Source organism: Bradyrhizobium sp. LLZ17, from assembly GCF_041200145.1.
In the GTDB taxonomy this organism is placed as follows: Bacteria; Pseudomonadota; Alphaproteobacteria; order Rhizobiales; family Xanthobacteraceae; genus Bradyrhizobium.
On record NZ_CP165734.1, the window covers coordinates 329,791 to 346,654 of the forward strand.

Sequence of the window (16,864 nt, forward strand, 5' to 3'; positions counted from 1 at the left end):
GCGCTCGCAATGACGGAGTATGATACAGCATCACGACTGATCTAATTTACGATCGTAGGGAGACGCTATGCTCACCGTCCATCACCTCGGCAAGTCCCAGTCCGAGCGTATCGTCTGGCTTTGCGAGGAGCTCGAACTTCCCTACGAGCTGAAGCACTACGCGCGCGATTCCATCACCATGCTGGCGCCGCCCGACTACAAGGCGCTGCATCCGATCGGGGCGGCGCCGGTCATCACCGACGGTGATCTCGTGCTCGCCGAATCCGGCGCCATCGTCGATTACATCATGGCCAAGCACGGCAACGGCCGTCTCCTGCTCCGCGCCGATGATCCCGATTTCGCGCAATTCCTGTACTGGTTTCACTTCGCGAACGGCACGCTGCAGGCCGGCATGGGCCGGCTGATGCTCCTGAACCGGCTCAAGCTCGCAGAAGACAATCCGATGCTGGCCGCGACCAAGGCGCGCGTCGACCGCGCCTTGGATCTGGTCGATGCGCGGGTGCGCTATGCCGACTATCTGGCGGGAAGCACATTCACCACAGCTGATATCATGATCGTCTTTTCGCTCACCACGATGCGCTACTTCCAGCCCTATGATCTCGCGCGCTGCCCGAACGTGGTCAAATATCTCGCCCGGATCGGCGCACGGCCGGCGTATCGGCGCGCGATGGAGAAAGGCGATCCCGGCATGGCGCTGCTCTTGAGTTGAGTCGCTGCGCCGGACCGCGGCGCCGGTTCACGCGATCCTGTTCGTGGTCGCAGCCCGCTCGGTCGCGAGCTGCGTCTGCAAGCGCTCGATGTTCTGCAGCAGACGCTGGCTGGTCAGCACCAGGAAATAATAGCCGAACTGCGGATCCTGAAAGTAAATCTCGAGCAACCGGTCATAGGTGATCGTCAGCGCCTGTCCGTCCTCGATGCACTCGATCGTTCCGGTGCGCCGGTTGTCCGGCGTCAGGAAGCCGAGCTCCCCCATCAGCGCGCCGGGCCCGATCTCGACGTTGATCTCCTTGACCAGGAACTTGCCGGTGACGGTCAGGAGCATCTCGTGGGCTGGATCGCCCAGCTTGAACAGCGTGTCGCCGCGGCGATATTTGCGCTCGGTCATGAACGGCTTGAGCCATTCGATCGACATGTCGCCCTCGGCCGCATGTCGCGCCTTCTTGACCAGCTTGAGCATCTGCCGCAGGCGCACGGCGTTGATCGGGAGCAGCAGCAGGTACAGGACGAACGTGGAGACATTGGCGGAGAGCGCACCGAAAATGGCGAAGAAGGCACAGCCGATCATGTTGGCGACGCGCAGCGGCACCATCGTCCGCATCAACAGGGTGGCGACGAAGAAGCCGGCGCCGACCGTGGCGAACATATTGGCCAGAGTGATGTTGTGGACAAATATCTCCAGCAACCGATTGAAGATCGCGTCGTAGGTGACGTTGTTCGGATCAAGGCCCATCTGGACCAGGATCTTCGCAATCCTGAGGTTGTCGGTTGCCGCGTCGAGAATGCGGTCGAGGATCGACGAAATGTCTGCGCTGCCGGACGGCATGGTATTGTCCCCGCGTGAGGCCTTCAGTCCTGGTCGGCATGTTCGGCAGGTATAGCCGAAATCGAACGACGACCGCTTGAATGGAATGTTCGGTCGCCCTGCCGCAAGAGGCAAATTTTAGCCTGAACGGCGCTTTGGGCAATTGTCCGTTCGCTGCGGGTATGGCCGAACGCGCCCGTGATTCGGGCTTTCGAGCGCACGGGCCGCCCGCGAAGCCCCGGCAAGACCGCCGGGACGAATGGGACGGCCGGCGAGATCAGCCCTACGGCTTGCTGACAGGTTGGACGATCTGCTGCTCGACGAGGGCCAGACGGCCCGGCAGAGCGCCGGCGCGCAGCAGCATGGCGACGCTGTTGGCCTCCTCCATGGTGAAATTACCGGAGATCTGGACCGAGCCGCCGGTGATCGGCTCGCGGATCACGGGGGCAGAGATCACCTTGTCGTCGAGGACGATGGCGAAAGGCTTTCCCATGTTCTCTTCGGTGACGTGGGCTAAGCGTCGCGTGCCCCGTCCATTGAAGCGGAACGAGGCGACCGGATCCTTGGTCCCGGTCGCAAAACCCGGACCGGCATAGATGATGTCGTCGCCGTCGAGCGCGCTGTCCTTCGCGACCAGATAGGCGCGCTTCTCCTTGAATCCGAACAGGACCTCGGAGCCCGCGGGCGGCGTGCCGAGCTCGGCCTGTTCCGCCGGCATCGTGGTGTCCACCATGCGGAAGCTGACGCGCACCTTCCTGGCGAACACCGCGGTCACACGCTCGGGGTCCATCACACCCGGCAGGAAGATGCGAATGCGATCGGTCCCGTCCGGCTGCACGCTGGCGAGCTTGACGCCGGAATCCTTCAGGCGCTGCTCGACCATCGCGATCGCGTCTTCGACCAGATCATGCTGCTGGCGGGCGAAAGTGGCATCCGCCGGCGCAAGCCTGAGCAGGCCGTCGCCGCCGTCGGTCACTTTAAGCGAGCGTGGGGGCGCTGCATCCGTCGTGAGCTTGCGCACGAGCTGGCTCCGGCTGTTGGCGTCCGCGATGGTTACTTCGACGCTGCCCTCGCTCACCTTGAGGGCCGAAAATGCCGTGCGGCTCTCCTTGAGGGCCTTATAGACGTCGTCCCGCAAGTCCGTAACCAGCACATCGCGCAAGGCGTCGCTGTCGACCTTGTAGATGATGCGTGAGCCGCCCTGCTTCTCCATCAAACTGCCGACGAACGACGCGATCTTCGCGCGCATCTTGTCGAGTTGCGTGTCCTCGGCGGCGGCAGCGCGGGGCAGGGCGATCGCCGATGCAACGGCGAGCGTGGCGATCAGCCGGGTGATGCGGTCCCGCAGGGGCGTGCTCATGGATGTCCTCGCGTCTTGCGGCAGGGCGCTGGCCGCCAGTCTTTGGTCCCGCTGCCGAGCAGGGAGGTTCAAAGGGCGGTTGGATCTGGCCGCATCGCCGCAGCCGTTAAGGAATGGACGAACGCCAAATCATCCATCATTCTGTCTCCGTTCGACCGGTTGCCAGCGGCGCTGCCGGTCCGGTCGAAGCCTCGCCTGAATCAACGTCAAAAGACAGGGGCTGAGGACATGAATAGAGGGAGGACGAAATTTCATGGCGGGCATCCACGCGCTCGATCGACTGATCGGCAACGACTATCCGGAGCTAGCGACGGACGCGGAGGTTCGCGCCTTCGAGCAGGTGCCTTACGCAGATCGCGTGGCGGCCGAGAGCACCTATGACGCCATCCGGCTTGGCGCGGCGCGCAACCCGGACGGGGCGGCGATCCAGTTTCTGCAAAACGCCGATCCCGCCGACGTGCCCGTCGTCGTCACCCATCGCGATTTCATTGCGCGCGTGACGCAGGCCGCCAACATGTTTCACGCGCTCGGCGCGGAGAAGGGCGACGTCATCAGCTTCATGCTGCCGCTGGTGCCCGACGCGTTCGTGACGCTGTTCGGTGCCGAGGCCGCCGGCATTGCCAATCCCGTCAATCCGCTGCTCGAGCCGCACCAGCTGGTGGAGATTCTGGAAGCCGCGAAAACCAAGATTTTGGTGGCGCTCGGGCCGATGCCGGGCGCCGACATCTGGCAGAAGGTCGAGCAGGTCAGGCCGCAACTGAAACACCTCAAGGCGATCGTGCAGGTGTTTGGCGGCGGCGATCCGGCGAACGGCATCTTTGCCTTCAACGACCTGATCAAGCAGCAGCCCCCGGACCGGCTGGTCAGCGGGCGCAAGATCGCGGGCCACGACATCGCGGCCTACTTTCACACCGGCGGCACCACCGGCACGCCAAAGCTGGTCCGGCACACCCATGCCAACCAGGTCTATCAGGCCTGGGCGCTGGATCTGCTGCTGAAGTCGAAGCCGGGCGCCAATCTGCTGTTCGGCATGCCGCTGTTTCACGTCGGTGGATCGCTGACCCAGGTGCTGACGATGCTGTCGGCCGGCGGCTCGCTGGTCGTGCTGTCGCCGAGCGGATGGCGCAATCCGAATTCGGTAAAGAACATCTGGCAATTGGTCGAACGCTTCAAGCCGGAGGCGCTGTCGAGCGTGCCGACGGTGCTTGCCGCGACGCTTGCGGTGCCGCCGGGCACCGCCGACATCTCCAGCCTGAAATATGCCGCCGGCGGCGGTTCGGCGATCCCCGTCGCGGTGGGCTCGGCGATCCAGGACAAGCTCAAGCTGCCGGTGGTCGAGGTCTACGGCATGACGGAGACCTCGAGCGTGCACACGCTGGCCTATCCGTCGCGGCCGATCCGGCTCGGCTCGGTCGGCTTGCCGATGCCTTATGCGCGCGTGCGCATCGTGCAGCTCGATGCCGACGGCCGGCTGATCCGCGACTGCGCGCCCGACGAGATCGGAGTCGTCATCATGGCCGGGCCCGGCGTGTTCGGCGGCTACCTCAACGACGAGCACAACAAGGGCGCCTTCGTCGACGGGGTCTGGGTCAATTCCGGCGATCTCGGCCGGCTCGATGCCGACGGTTATCTCTGGATCACCGGCCGCGCCAAGGACCTGGTGATCCGCGGCGGCCACAACATCGATCCGGCGCCGATCGAGGAGATCATGTTCCGCCATCCCGCCGTCGGTTTTGCCGCGGTGGTCGGCCAGCCCGACGCCTACGCCGGCGAGTTGCCAGTCGGATACGTGCAGCTGAAGCCCGGCGCGACGGTCGAACCGGGCGAGCTCGAGACGTGGGTGCGCGAGCGCACGCCCGAGCGCGCCGCTGTTCCCGTGCAGGTCATTCCAATCGATCCGATGCCGGTCACCGGCGTCGGCAAGGTGTTCAAGCCGCAATTGCGCTGGGACGCGGCGCAGCGCGTGTTCACGAAAGTGCTGACGCCGCTCATCGCGCGCGGCATCGATTGCAAGGTCAAGGTCGGTGCCCATGGCAGCCACGGCTCGATCGCGACCGTGACGTTGGCGGGCCTGCCGGCCGATCAGCGCGAGCTGGTTGCGAACGAGGTGCACGCGCTGCTCGCGCCGTTCGTGATGCGGCATGAGGTGGTGCAGGCGTAGGTGAGTGCGGAGCGCCTTTGACGCTCATCCCACGCCATCGAAAAATAGCAAATAGACAGGACTTAGCATTTTTGCTAAGCTGCCGCTAATGTGGTCCGTTGAGTACCTTCCGGCAGCAGCTGATGAGGAAGCGGCGCTGCCTGTGGACATGCAGGCGCGTTTGGCCCGCATGTCAGATACGATTAGGCAGCATGGGCTCCTTAACCTGCCCCGCGATTGGGTGAAACCGCTCGGCGATAAGCTCTGGGAATTGCGGGTCACTGGCAGGGATGGCATAGCGCGCGCCATCTTTGTGACTGCGGCCGGGCAGCGCGTGGTGATTGTCCGCATCTTCGTCAAAAAGACGCAGAAGACGCCGCACCGTGAACTCGACCTGGCCAGACAGCGAGCGAAGGAAGTGAGATGAGATCGAAGACCATCAAAGCAGAGGCCATTCACGCGCGGCGTATGAAGAGCAATTCCGCTTACCAAAGGGCCTATGATGCGCTTGAGAGCGAATTTGCACTGGTCGACGCCCTGATCCGGGCGCGCACCCGTGCTCATCTCTCTCAGGCGGAAGTCGCAAGCCGCATGGGTACGACAGAGAGTGCCGTATCTCGGCTTGAGAGCGGGCGCGTCAAACCATCGACGCGCACGCTGGAGCGCTACGCCGAGGCCACCGGTCACAAATTGCGTATCAGCCTCGAACCAGCGTCACGCTGACACTCGACACCAAGCTACGTGATCGAAAGGCGCGAGGCGCCGTGCTGACCTTTGCTCAAGATACCTTCGTGGAGGGCACGCTCCGCTTTGCCCACCCTACGAGACCGACACTAGCCCGCCGGCATCGTCGTCTCGATCAGGCGCACCCAGAACGACGCGCCGTGTCCGAGGATGTTGTCGTTGAAGACGTAGGACGGATGGTGGCACTCGTTGCCGTCACCCATGCCGACCAGGATCATCGCGCCGGGACGGGCCTCCAGCATGAACGAGAAATCCTCGGCGCCCATCATCGGAACGAACTTGTCGTTGACGCGCTCGGCGCCGACGATGTCGCGGGCGACGTCGGCGGCAACGCCGGCTTCGCGGGCATGGTTCATCGTCACCGGATACATCCGCGTGTATTTCGTCTCGGCCGACCCGCCATAGGCGCGGGCGACGCTGTCGGCGACCTCGCCGATCCGGCGCTCGACGAGATCGCGCACCTCGGGGTCGAGCGTGCGCACGGTGCCGCCGAGCTCGGCAGTCTCCGGAATAATGTTGAAGGCGGTGCCGGCGTGGAATTGCGTGATCGAGATCACGGCCGATTTCAGCGGATCGACGTTGCGCGCGACGATCGATTGCAGCGCGCCCACGATCTGCGAGCCGATCAGCACACTGTCGATTGCCTTGTGCGGACCGGCGCCGGCGTGGCCGCCCTTGCCGTGGACGGTGATCTGGATGTTGTCGGAGGACGCGAGCATCGGACCGGGCGTGGTCGCGAAATGGCCTTCGGCGAGACCGGGCATGTTGTGCATGCCGTAGACCTCCTGGATGTTCCAGCGGGCCATCATGCCGTCCTCGACCATCGCCTTGCCGCCACCGCCGCCTTCTTCCGCGGGCTGGAAGATCACCACAGCGGTGCCGTCGAAATTGCGCGTCTCGGCGAGATATTTTGCCGCGCCGAGCAGCATCGCGGTGTGCCCGTCATGGCCGCAGGCGTGCATCTTGCCAGGGACCTTCGAGGCATAAGCTACGCCGGAGGTTTCCATGATCGGCAACGCGTCCATGTCGGCCCGCAAACCGATGGTCTTGCCGGAGGCGGATTTGCGGCCGCGGATCACGCCGACGACGCCGGTGCGGCCGATCCCCGTCACCACCTCGTCGCAGCCGAATTCACGCAAGCGGTCGGCGACGATGCCGGCGGTGCGGTGGACTTCGTAGAGCAGCTCCGGGTTCTCGTGGAAGTCATGACGCCAGGCGGCCATTTCGTCGGAGAGGGCGGCGATGCGATTGACGATGGGCATGGGGCGGATCCCGTCTGTTTTGAATTTTGTCGCCATTCCGGGGCGATGCGAAGCATCGAACCCGGAATCCGGAGATTGTAGAGCGAGATTCCGGGTTCACGCTTCGCGCGCCCCGGAAATGACAAGTATATCAGCTCTCCCCGAACACGCGCTTGAAGATCGTGTCGACGTGCTTGAGGTGATAGCCGAGGTCGAACTGCTCCTCGATTTCGGCATCGCTGAGATATTTCTTCACCTCGGCGTCCTTCTTCAGCAGCTGAAGGAAATCGCCTTCGCCGCGCCAGACCGGCATGGCATTGCGCTGCACCAGCTTGTAGGCGTCCTCGCGGCTCGCGCCTTTCTGCGTCAGCGCCAGCAGCACGCGCTGTGAATGAACGAGGCCGCCGAGGCGGTCGAGGTTCTTCTGCATGTTGGCGGGGTACACCAGCAGCTTGTCGATCAGGCCTGCAAGGCGCACCAGCGCGAAGTCGAGAGTCACGGTCGCATCGGGACCCATCATGCGTTCGGCGGAGGAGTGCGAGATGTCGCGCTCGTGCCAGAGCACGACGTTCTCCAGTGCCGGCGTCACATAGGCGCGCACCATGCGGGAGAGGCCGGTAAGATTTTCGGACAGCACCGGATTGCGCTTGTGCGGCATCGCCGATGAGCCCTTCTGTCCCTCCGAGAAGAACTCTTCGGCTTCCAGCACTTCGGTGCGCTGCATGTGGCGGACCTCAACCGCGAGGCGCTCGACCGAGGCGGCGATGACACCGAGGGTCGAGAAATACATCGCATGGCGGTCGCGCGGGATCACCTGGGTCGAGATCGGCTCCGGCACCAGCCCCATGGCTTTGGCGACATGCGCTTCGACGCGCGGATCGATCTGGGCGAAGGTGCCGACCGCGCCGGAGATGGCGCAGGTCGCGACTTCCTTGCGTGCCGCGATCAGGCGCTCCTTCGCGCGCGAGAATTCGGCGTAGGCATAAGCGAGCTTGAGGCCGAACGTGACGGGCTCGGCGTGGATGCCGTGGCTGCGGCCGATGGCCGGCGTCATCTTGTGCTCGAAGGCGCGCTTCTTCAGGGCCGCCAGCACCTTGTCGAGGTCGGCGAGCAGCAGGTCGGCGGCGCGGGTGAGCTGGACGTTGAGGCAGGTGTCGAGCACGTCGGAGGAGGTCATGCCCTGGTGCACGAAGCGCGCCTCGGGGCCGACGATCTCGGCGAGGTGAGTCAGGAAGGCGATGACGTCGTGCTTGGTCTCGCGCTCGATCTCGTCGATGCGGGCGACGTCGAAAGTGGCATCCTTGGCCTTGGCCCAGACCGTCCTGGCGGCCTCCTTGGGGATCGTCCCGAGCTCGGCCAGCGCGTCAGCCGCATGCGCCTCGATCTCGAACCAGATCTTGAACCGGGTCTGCGGCTCCCAGATCGAGGCCATTTCCGGACGGGTGTAGCGGGGGATCATGTGACGGCTCCAAAGAGGTGGGCGGGCGCCCCAGGGGACACCGGCCAAAATGCTTTTTACGCCGTGATTTAGCAGAGGGGGGGAGGGCGAAACAAACGGCGCAGGCAAGGTAGCGGGGGATGGCCGGGCTATTCACAAGCCTCGGCTTCTCGCCTGACGCGGCGGATCAGAAATTAACTGTCAATCACGGATCATTGAATGACAGATATTGAAATCTGTCAGCGGGACGTGTATATCCGTTCCCGGACGCTCCGATTTGGGCGTCTCGCGGCCACCCCCGGAAGCCCTGACGTCCGAAAGTGCGGATCGAGGGACGAATTGAAGAGAGGGACCCGTGGATCAATGGAGACTTACGACAATGACGACCGAAATCATCAATTTGACCGGGACGATTGGGCACTGGCTCAATCTACTGGTGGCGCGCCAGATCGCGGCGCAGGCTGCAAAACTGCCTCATTGAGGCGAGAGCTTTCCGAAACGGCCGGCAGGGGCGCTTCGGAAGCAGCTCCATCGCCGGGTAACTGAGCCCTCAACGGGAAGATGGTGCTGGCATGAACGAAGTGGTTGTCTTGACGCCGGAGCGGATCCTCGAAGTGACCGAGGACGTATTGCGGCGCTACGGACTTGCCAAGGCCACCGTCGTTGACGTTGCCCGTGCACTCGATGTGAGCCACGGCAGCGTCTATCGCCATTTCCCGAGCAAGGCTTCGCTGCGCGAGGCCGTTGCCAAACGCTGGCTCGACCGCATCGACGCACCGCTGCGACAAATCGCCGGGGAGCAGGGACCGGCCCCGGCGCGGCTCGAACGCTGGCTGCGCACGCTGTTCGCCGCCAAACGTTCGCGCGTGCTCGACGACCCCGAGATGTTCGAGACCTATCTGACACTGGCACGCGAAGCCTGCGCGGCCGTGAGGTGTCACAAGGACACGATGATCGACCAGATCACGGCGATCCTGTCCGACGGCGTGAAGCAGGGCGTGTTCCACGTTGCCGACACCAAGGCCACCGCGCGCGCAATCTTCGATGCGACGGTCCGCTTTCATCATCCGGCCCATGCCGGTGAGTGGAAGGATGCGGACCTGCCGGCGCGCGTCGATGCGACGCTTGCGCTGCTCTTGCGCGGGCTTCAAGCCGCCTAGACCGACCAACTCCCATCAGTTCGCAAGATCTGTTTCAGCCTCTCGCCTTGTGGAGGGGAGCATTTCCGCGCGCCGCCGACCCGTGAGAGGCCCGCCTCGTCGCATGAAAGGCGCCATCCGCCGGCACGACCGGCGGGCTCTCCGGATAGGCGTTGACTTCAACCTCGACAAGATCCTTTGATCGCTTCCGCAGCCGGTAGAATGCCAGCTCCTGATCGAGCATCGGACAACGGAAGCTGACGACGGCCGTATCCGGCAGCCGGCAAAGCTCGTCGATGAGCTCGCCTACCGTGATGATCGCGGGATGGGCGGCTAACTTGTGAATGGCCTTGGTCATGGCGCTATTCCTCCACTCCGCTACCAACCGAAGCCGAAGGGACTCGGTTCCAAGCCGTCCGGCAATAACAGGACGGCAAGCATCGGAAACCTCACACAAATCCGAGCGCATCCGGCGTGAGGCGCAACCCTCTCCGTGCGACAGCATCGCTGCTAGATTGTCGTGAGCCCGCAGCTTGCAGCCAGCCGCACCAGCTGTGCGTCCGTGCGGGCGCCGGTCTTTGTTTTGATCAGATAATGATAGTTCTGAACCGTCTTCACACTGAGATTGAGACGGGCCGCGATCTCCTCGGTGGTGGCGCCGCCGGCGAATTGGCGCAGGATCTCGATCTCGCGCTCGCCCAATTGATCCAGCACTGATCCGGTCGGCGACAGGCTGTCCTCGGCCAGCACATGCGCGATGTCGTCGCTCATGGCGCGCTCGCCGCGCGCGACGCTTCGGATGGCGTTGACCACGGCGGACGGCTCGCTGCTCTTTGTGACGAAGCCAGAGGCGCCGGCATTGAAGGCGGCTTTCACCAGCACGGCCTCGTTGTGCATGGTGAAGACGAGAATGCGAGCCCGCGGACTGCGGGCGCGGATGTTGCGAATTGCCTCGAGGCCGCTGGCGCCGGGCATCGAGATGTCCATCACGACGACGTCGGGGTCATGCGCCTTGAAGGCGCCGTAAGCATCCGCAGCGTTGTCGGCCTCCCCCAGAACGTGCAGATCGCCCTGGCTCTCCAGCACGCGCCGGTAGCCTTGGCGGACGATGGGGTGGTCGTCGACCAGCAGCACGGAGATCCCTGTTGCCGCGACCTGGCTCATTTGGACTTCACGCAGCGAGCGGGATGGTGGCGGCGATGCTCAAGCCGCGATTGGCGGGCAGGATCGACAGCGATCCGCCGGCTGCCGCCACGCGCTCGCGGATACCGGTGAGACCGAAGCCGGCCGATTGCGCCACGCGCGCCGCATCGCCGCCGCCATCGTCCTCGACGCGGATGAGAAGCGCATCGTCCTCGCCCGCGCGCCGCTCGACCCGCAGGGAAATCTCGCGTGCCGCGCCGTGGCGCAGCGCGTTGGTCAGGCACTCCTGCGCCACGCGATAGGCGGTATTGGCGGCGGGGCCGCTGATGTCGGTGAAGTCGCCTCTGAGGTCAAGCTGGATCGTCGGTTGCGTCGCACTCTGCGAGCGCCAGCTGTCGACGAGATTGACGAGGCTCGCCTCAAGACCGAGCTCCTCGGGCAGTGGATTGCGCAACCGCTTCAGCGCATCGCGCAGCGAGGCCATCAACTGATGCGTGGCCTGCGAGATCATGCGCGCGTCCTGCGCGATGGCGTCATCCCTGTTCTCCCTGGCGCTCGCCATCTCGATCGTGTTGGCGAAGGCGAGGATGGCCGAGAGATTTTGCCCGAACTCGTCGTGCAGCTCGCGGGCCAGCGCGCGCCGTTCTTCGTGGCGAATTTCGATCAGGCGTCGCGTCAGCGCCGCGCGTTGTTCGGTGCCCTCTTGCAGGCGGCTGCCGAGCGCATCGACCGCGCCGCCGATCATCGCAAGCTCCATCGAGCGAAAACGCGGCAGTTCCGTGCGATACTGGCCGCGGGCCATGCGCTGCAAGGCGGTGACGATGTTGCGCGCCGGCGCGAGCGCATGCGCGATCGCGAGCGAGGCAAGCACCCCGATCGCCGCCGCCATCAGCAGGGCAACGTCGATGACATTGAGGATGTACTCCCAGGCAAGCGAGATCGCGGCGGCGGAATCCGGTGTCGCAACCACGGTGCCGGCGGCAGCAGCTCGGGGGCTGACAGGCCGCACCACCTCGGCGTGGCTACCGAGCAAGGTCGGCACGATAGCGGCAAACCAGGGCGGCGGCGTCTTGCCGATGCCTTGGCTCTGGCCGCAGAGCGGCTTTTCGAATGCGGCCGCCGGCTGGAACTCGATGCAGACGCCTGGGGAGATCAGTTTCATGATCTCAAGCGTGCGCCAGTCAGGGACGGGCAGAAGATGCTCGCGCGTTCTGCTGCTGCGCAACAATAGCTCGTGCCAGTACAGCGCCTGAAGCGCCTGCGCGACCCGCTGCGCGGAGGCCGCGGTTGCCCGGTCGACGCTGCGATAGGCATCGACCGTGGCCCATACGGTCGCGGCTCCCAGGCACAGCGCGACGATCAGAAGCAGGCGGGCGACGAGCTGAAGCACGAGGCGCATGCGATCACCCCAAAGTTTGGTAAGCTCACAGTAACAACGCCGCCGCGCCTTGCCAATCGCAGGCGGTGCTGGAGGACGTGGCTCGGGCAAATTTCCCGAGCCAATTTGGGCATGGCTCTTTGGACCGAGAGCAGGGGCTTTGATCTAATCAGCAACGCAGATCGTTGCAGGCCGGGAGCGATGCAGCATGAGTTCGATGACGATTGGTCCGACCGCGCGGCAACCAGCCGATCCGTCCGAGCGAAGCGCGCTCCTGTTCTGGATGATCTTCACCGGTTTGTCTGTCTTTGCCGTGGTGCTGCTGTGGCGGTTCGGCCTGATCCATCTGATGCTCACTTCGGACCGGACCTATATTTCCAGCGTGATTGCGTTGCTTTATGTCGTCACCTGCGGTCACTGCTTTCTGCGGACGCGGGCGATTGCGCGCGAAGGCGCTGCGGCGCGGCGCTGTCGCACGGTGCTGTCGGCGTCCGACGGCAGCCGGGCGCTCGACGCAAGCGCGACGTCGCTGCCGCGCGGGCTGGTGCGGGATCATATCGAGAGCCTGGTGACCAAGGCGGCCGCGCAGGATTACCGGCCGGTCGACCAGACCTTGCTGCTGCGGACGCTGGCCGACCGCTTGCGCGGGTCCAACGGGTTCGGCGCCTTCGTCTCGGATACGCTGATGAAGCTCGGCCTGCTCGGTACCATCATCGGCTTCATCATCATGCTGGCGCCGATCGCCGGGCTCGATGCCGCCGACAAGGTCGCGATGCGGTCGTCGATGGGGCTGATGAGTGACGGCATGGCGGTCGCGATGTACACGACGCTGGCGGGTCTCGTCGGCTCGATCCTGGTCCGCATTCAATATTACATGCTCGACGCCGCGACGCAGCGAGTGTTCTCGGATGCCGTGGTGCTGACCGAGACTTATGTGACGCCGGCTCTCGAGCGCAGGCGTCCGGGACCGCCGACATGATGGATGATTTCGGACTCTATCCACGCGAGGAGCCGTTTGATCCCCTGGGCGTGATGCTGTTCAAGGCGCTCCAGGTGGTCGCTTTCCTGTTCTTCCTCGCGCTGCTCGCGGTCTCCCCGGATGCCAAGGAAGGCAAGATCGACTCCAAGGCCGAGTTCATGATCACGCTGGACTGGCCGGACAACCATCCCGACGATCTCGACCTATTCGTGCAGGATCCGGCCGGCAACATCGCCTGGTACCGCCACCGCGAGGCCGGCTTCCTGACGCTCGATCGCGACGATCGCGGCGGGGCCAACGACTTCATCATGGTCAACGGCAAGAAGATCGCTTCGCCGATCCGCGAGGAGATCGTTACGGTGCGCGGCATCGTCGCCGGCGAATACACCGTCAACGTCTCCCATTTCGTCGCCACGACGGGTCAGCCGGTCCAGGGAAACATCAAAGTTCAGAAGCTCAACCCGGTCGCGCAGGTCATCTTCGACAACAAGTTCACGGTCGACCACACCGGTGACGAGAAGACGGCGGTGCGGTTCCGGCTCGACGCCGAGGGCAAGGTGATCAATGTGGACCAGCGGCCAAAATCGCTGCTGGAGACGTTCCGCAGCGGCTGGCGCAACGGCGCCGATGTCGATCCGAAGACCGGCGTGAGGGTACGCCGTGAGTAATCTGCAAACGGTGATCCTGACGCTGTCGATCGCCTACGCCGTCATCGGCGCACTGCTGCTGGTCGTGCTGGTCTATGCACGCCTGCACTGGTCGCTGAAAGCGGTCGCGGTGGTCGTGACCAGCGCCTTTTATGTCGTCAGCTTCACGGAAATCCGCGGGCTGCTCGGCTGGGCGAGCACCGACCGGCTGCCCAGCTCCTTCAAGCTGCTCCAGGCCCGTATCGTCGAGCCGCATTCGCTGGAGGGCGATCCTGGCTCGATCTATCTATGGGTGGAGGAGCTCGACGAGGATCACCGCCCCAGCGGCATCCCACGGGCCTTTCGCGTGCCCTACAACGACAAGCTGGCCGACAAGACCCATGCGGCGGAGAACGAGATCGCGGCGGGGCATCCGCAGGGCGGGCGCGCCGCGGATTTTGGCGGCGGCGAGGGCAGCCTGATCGACATGGTGCGCGAATATGTGACGCCCAAGGTCGTCCTCGAGACCAGCGGCGGGGACTCCTCGACCGGCGAGTTCAATGCGCCGCCGGCCGGCGCTCAAGGCGCCGTGTTCACGCCGTTGCCGCCACCCCGGATGCCGCCCAAGGACGAGCAATAGGCCTCTTCACCATCACATCGGTGCTGTGCTGGTAAACCGTCCCGCGCTGGCGCATCCTGTTGACCTCCCTCAATTTGGCCTTATGGGCTTTCGATAAGAACCTGAGGGTGGAGGATGCGTGCTTCTCGCTGTTTTCTCGGATATCCATGGCAACCGGCAGGCGTTCGAGGCATGCCTGAAGGTCGCTCGCGCGAAGGGCGCGGAGCGCTTCATCCTACTCGGCGATTTCGTCGGCTATGGCGCCGATCCCGAGTGGGTGGTGGATACTGCGATGGAGTTGGTCGCCCAGGGTGCCGTCGCTGTCCGCGGCAATCATGACGAGGCCGTCAGCACCACGACCGAGACCATGAATGCCGAGGCGCAGATCGCGATCGAGTGGACCCGCGGGCGCCTCGACATCGCGCAGCGACGCTTCCTGGCCGAGCTGCCCACGCTCGCGCAGGACGGCGACCGCCTCTTCGTGCACTCGGAGGCCTCGCAGCCCACGCGCTGGAACTATGTCCGCTCGACCACGGATGCGGCCAAGAGTTTGATCGCGACGCCGTCCCATGTCACGTTCTGCGGCCATATCCACCGGCCCGCGCTCTATTCGATGTCGGTGACGGCGAAGATGACGAGTTTTGTGCCCAAGACCGACGTCCCGGTGCAGCTGCTGCGCGGGCGGCAATGGCTTGCCGTGCTCGGCTCGGTCGGCCAGCCTCGCGACGGCGATCCGGCCGCCGCTTTCGTGCTGTTCGAGACGGTCTCATGCCAGATCACCTATTGCCGCGTGCCCTATGACATCGCGAGCGCTGCGAACAAGATCCGCGAGAACGGCCTGCCGCCCTGGCTCGCCGACCGGCTGTCGCAGGGGCGCTAGGGGCCAATGCCAAAACCCCTGGTTAAATCCGGCGCGGAGATCGACGGCTACACCATCGGCGAATGCGTCCATTCCGGCGGCATGGCGACGCTCTGGACCGTCACCCATCCCGGCATCGACGTGCCGCTGCTGATGAAGATCCCGCGGGTGTCGGAGGGCGAGGACCCTGCCGCCATTGTCTCCTTCGAAATGGAGATGATGATCCTGCCGCGGCTCGCAGGCCCCCACGTGCCGGCCTGCTTCGGCACCGGCGATTTTGCCCACCAGGCCTACGCCGTGATCGAGCGCATTCCCGGGACTACGCTCTACAAGCGCCTGCCCGACCTGCCGCTGCCTTACGAGGAGGCGCGGCTGCTGGTGTCGAAGATTGCGGCCGCGCTCGCCGATTTGCACCGGCAGAACGTGATCCATCACGACATCAAGCCGAGCAGCATCATGTTCCGCGATAGCGGCGAGGCGGTGCTGATCGATTACGGCCTGTCGCACCACGACCATTTGCCCGACCTGTTGCAGGCCGAGTTCCGCCTTCCTTACGGCACTGCGCCCTACATGGCGCCGGAACGGCTGCTGGGCGTGCGCGACGATCCCCGCAGCGATCTGTTTTCGCTTGGTGTGCTGCTCTATTTCTTTACGACCGGCGAACGGCCGTTCGGCGAGGGCGAGACGTTGCGCGCGATGCGGCGGAGGCTGTGGCGCGATCCGCAGCCGCCGCGCAAATTGGGCGCCGACTATCCGCCCTGGCTCCAGGAAGTGGTGCTGCGCTGCCTCGAGATCGAGCCGGTCCGGCGCTATCCGACGGCGGCCCAGCTCGCCTTCGATCTTGCTTATCCGGATCAGGTTAGACTCACCGCGCGCTCGGAGCGGACGACGCGCGATCCCCTCAGCGTCGCTTGGCGGCGCCGCTTCAACCAGGACGCCATGCAGCCGCGCGCGAAGGCGGATGTCGCCGAGCAGATCGCCTCGAGCCCCATCCTCGCCGTCGCGCTCGATACGGAGGAAGGCGCGCCGGAGCTGAACGAGGCGCTACGCGTGACCACCGAGCGGATCCTGGCAACCTTGCCATCGGCGCGGCTCGCCTGCGTCAATGTATTGAAGCTCAACCGGATCGCCATCGATCGGACGTTGGACGAGCAGGGCTCCAACAAGCATATCGACCGCCTGGTGGCGCTCCGACACTGGGCCACACCGCTTAAATTGGATGAGAGCCGGTTGTCGGTTCACGTGCTGGAGGCGGTCGATCCCGCCGCCGCGGTGCTGGAGTTCGCCGAGGTCAACCAGGTCGACCATGTCATCATCGGCGCGCGGCAGGGATCGTTCAGGCGCACGCTGCTCGGCAGCGTCTCGGCCAAGGTGGCCGCGGAAGCGAGCTGCACCGTCACCGTGGTGCGGCCGCCGCGAATGGCCGCGGACGCGGCTGAGGCCGACGAGGCGGCCGGCTAGAAGGATCAGACCGCGTGGGCGGCGTGGACGACGCGCTTGCGGCGGATAGGCCAGGTGAACTGCGGACCAGCTTCGCCAAGATCCGGGCAGCCGCCGAAGTACTGGATGATCTCGCGGCAGGGTTCGCAGTTGAAGAGATTACGCGACGCGGATGCCTTGGTCATTTCCTTGAGGCAATTCGGGCAATGCGGTTTCATCGGTCTTGGTCCAGAAAA

General features: G+C 64.7%; 18 protein-coding genes. 10 read left to right on the forward strand and 8 right to left on the reverse strand.

What is annotated here, in order from left to right; genetic code table 11:
- Positions 1 to 67 precede the first annotated feature (67 nt).
- Positions 68 to 709, forward strand: a complete 642-nt coding sequence (locus AB8Z38_RS01545; RefSeq protein ID WP_369722748.1) for a glutathione S-transferase family protein — start codon at positions 68 to 70, stop codon at positions 707 to 709.
- Between the two features lie 27 nt (positions 710 to 736).
- On the opposite strand, the gene AB8Z38_RS01550 is transcribed toward AB8Z38_RS01545, so the two are convergent.
- Both AB8Z38_RS01550 and AB8Z38_RS01555 read right to left on the reverse strand, forming a co-directional pair.
- A complete protein-coding gene (locus tag AB8Z38_RS01550; protein ID WP_369722749.1) occupies positions 737 to 1,543 on the reverse strand; it encodes a Crp/Fnr family transcriptional regulator in 807 nt (268 codons plus the stop codon).
- Positions 1,544 to 1,805: 262 nt separating this feature from the next.
- The gene (locus tag AB8Z38_RS01555) at positions 1,806 to 2,882 is read right to left on the reverse strand and encodes a preprotein translocase subunit SecD (protein ID WP_369722750.1); all 1,077 of its coding nucleotides are present in this window, start codon (positions 2,880 to 2,882) and stop codon (positions 1,806 to 1,808) included.
- A gap of 253 nt (positions 2,883 to 3,135) precedes the next feature.
- Between AB8Z38_RS01555 and AB8Z38_RS01560 the strand changes: the two genes are divergently transcribed.
- The 3 genes from AB8Z38_RS01560 (at position 3,136) to AB8Z38_RS01570 (ending at position 5,745) form a co-directional block, all read left to right on the forward strand.
- Positions 3,136 to 5,043, forward strand: a complete 1,908-nt coding sequence (locus tag AB8Z38_RS01560) for an acyl-CoA synthetase (RefSeq protein WP_369722751.1) — start codon at positions 3,136 to 3,138, stop codon at positions 5,041 to 5,043.
- Between the two features lie 88 nt (positions 5,044 to 5,131).
- Positions 5,132 to 5,449: a type II toxin-antitoxin system RelE/ParE family toxin gene (locus AB8Z38_RS01565; RefSeq protein WP_369722752.1), complete on the forward strand. Its 318-nt coding sequence runs from the start codon at positions 5,132 to 5,134 to the stop codon at positions 5,447 to 5,449.
- On the forward strand, positions 5,446 to 5,745 hold the full coding sequence (locus tag AB8Z38_RS01570; protein ID WP_369722753.1) for a helix-turn-helix domain-containing protein: 300 nt from the start codon (positions 5,446 to 5,448) through the stop codon (positions 5,743 to 5,745). Before AB8Z38_RS01565 ends, AB8Z38_RS01570 begins: the two co-directional genes overlap by 4 nt.
- Before the next feature lie 110 nt (positions 5,746 to 5,855).
- On the opposite strand, the gene AB8Z38_RS01575 is transcribed toward AB8Z38_RS01570, so the two are convergent.
- On the reverse strand, positions 5,856 to 7,028 hold the full coding sequence (locus AB8Z38_RS01575; protein ID WP_369722754.1) for a M20 aminoacylase family protein: 1,173 nt from the start codon (positions 7,026 to 7,028) through the stop codon (positions 5,856 to 5,858).
- Between the two features lie 130 nt (positions 7,029 to 7,158).
- The gene (gene purB, locus AB8Z38_RS01580) at positions 7,159 to 8,466 is read right to left on the reverse strand and encodes an adenylosuccinate lyase (protein ID WP_369722755.1); all 1,308 of its coding nucleotides are present in this window, start codon (positions 8,464 to 8,466) and stop codon (positions 7,159 to 7,161) included.
- Between the two features lie 551 nt (positions 8,467 to 9,017).
- On the opposite strand from purB, the gene AB8Z38_RS01585 reads away from it, so the two are divergent.
- A complete protein-coding gene (locus AB8Z38_RS01585) occupies positions 9,018 to 9,605 on the forward strand; it encodes a TetR family transcriptional regulator (RefSeq protein WP_369722756.1) in 588 nt (195 codons plus the stop codon).
- Between the two features lie 34 nt (positions 9,606 to 9,639).
- Here AB8Z38_RS01585 and AB8Z38_RS01590 read toward each other — a convergent pair whose 3' ends face one another.
- The 3 genes from AB8Z38_RS01590 to AB8Z38_RS01600 all read right to left on the reverse strand — a co-directional run bounded on the left by AB8Z38_RS01590 (position 9,640) and on the right by AB8Z38_RS01600 (position 12,126).
- Positions 9,640 to 9,942: a hypothetical protein gene (locus AB8Z38_RS01590; RefSeq protein WP_369722757.1), complete on the reverse strand. Its 303-nt coding sequence runs from the start codon at positions 9,940 to 9,942 to the stop codon at positions 9,640 to 9,642.
- A gap of 152 nt (positions 9,943 to 10,094) precedes the next feature.
- Entirely contained in the window at positions 10,095 to 10,748 is a 654-nt protein-coding gene (locus AB8Z38_RS01595; protein WP_369722759.1) for a response regulator, read from the reverse strand.
- A gap of 7 nt (positions 10,749 to 10,755) precedes the next feature.
- Complete coding sequence (locus AB8Z38_RS01600; protein WP_369722760.1) at positions 10,756 to 12,126, reverse strand: histidine kinase; 1,371 nt, start codon at positions 12,124 to 12,126, stop codon at positions 10,756 to 10,758.
- A 187-nt stretch (positions 12,127 to 12,313) separates the two neighbouring features.
- Here AB8Z38_RS01600 and AB8Z38_RS01605 point away from each other — a divergent pair, with 187 nt between their 5' ends.
- From AB8Z38_RS01605 to AB8Z38_RS01625, 5 genes are all read left to right on the forward strand, one after another.
- Positions 12,314 to 13,084: a MotA/TolQ/ExbB proton channel family protein gene (locus tag AB8Z38_RS01605; protein ID WP_369722762.1), complete on the forward strand. Its 771-nt coding sequence runs from the start codon at positions 12,314 to 12,316 to the stop codon at positions 13,082 to 13,084.
- On the forward strand, positions 13,081 to 13,752 hold the full coding sequence (locus AB8Z38_RS01610; protein ID WP_369722763.1) for a hypothetical protein: 672 nt from the start codon (positions 13,081 to 13,083) through the stop codon (positions 13,750 to 13,752). Before AB8Z38_RS01605 ends, AB8Z38_RS01610 begins: the two co-directional genes overlap by 4 nt.
- Entirely contained in the window at positions 13,745 to 14,350 is a 606-nt protein-coding gene (locus AB8Z38_RS01615; protein ID WP_369722764.1) for a hypothetical protein, read from the forward strand. The genes AB8Z38_RS01610 and AB8Z38_RS01615 overlap by 8 nt, the downstream gene beginning before the upstream one ends.
- Positions 14,351 to 14,468: 118 nt before the next feature.
- Positions 14,469 to 15,209, forward strand: a complete 741-nt coding sequence (locus tag AB8Z38_RS01620; protein ID WP_369722765.1) for a metallophosphoesterase — start codon at positions 14,469 to 14,471, stop codon at positions 15,207 to 15,209.
- 6 nt (positions 15,210 to 15,215) lie between these two features.
- Positions 15,216 to 16,649 carry a serine/threonine protein kinase gene (locus AB8Z38_RS01625; protein WP_369722767.1) on the forward strand — a complete coding sequence of 478 codons (1,434 nt, stop codon included), beginning with the start codon at positions 15,216 to 15,218 and terminating at the stop codon, positions 16,647 to 16,649.
- 5 nt (positions 16,650 to 16,654) lie between these two features.
- On the opposite strand, the gene AB8Z38_RS01630 is transcribed toward AB8Z38_RS01625, so the two are convergent.
- On the reverse strand, positions 16,655 to 16,813 hold the full coding sequence (locus AB8Z38_RS01630) for a hypothetical protein (protein ID WP_369722768.1): 159 nt from the start codon (positions 16,811 to 16,813) through the stop codon (positions 16,655 to 16,657).
- Positions 16,814 to 16,864 lie beyond the last annotated feature (51 nt).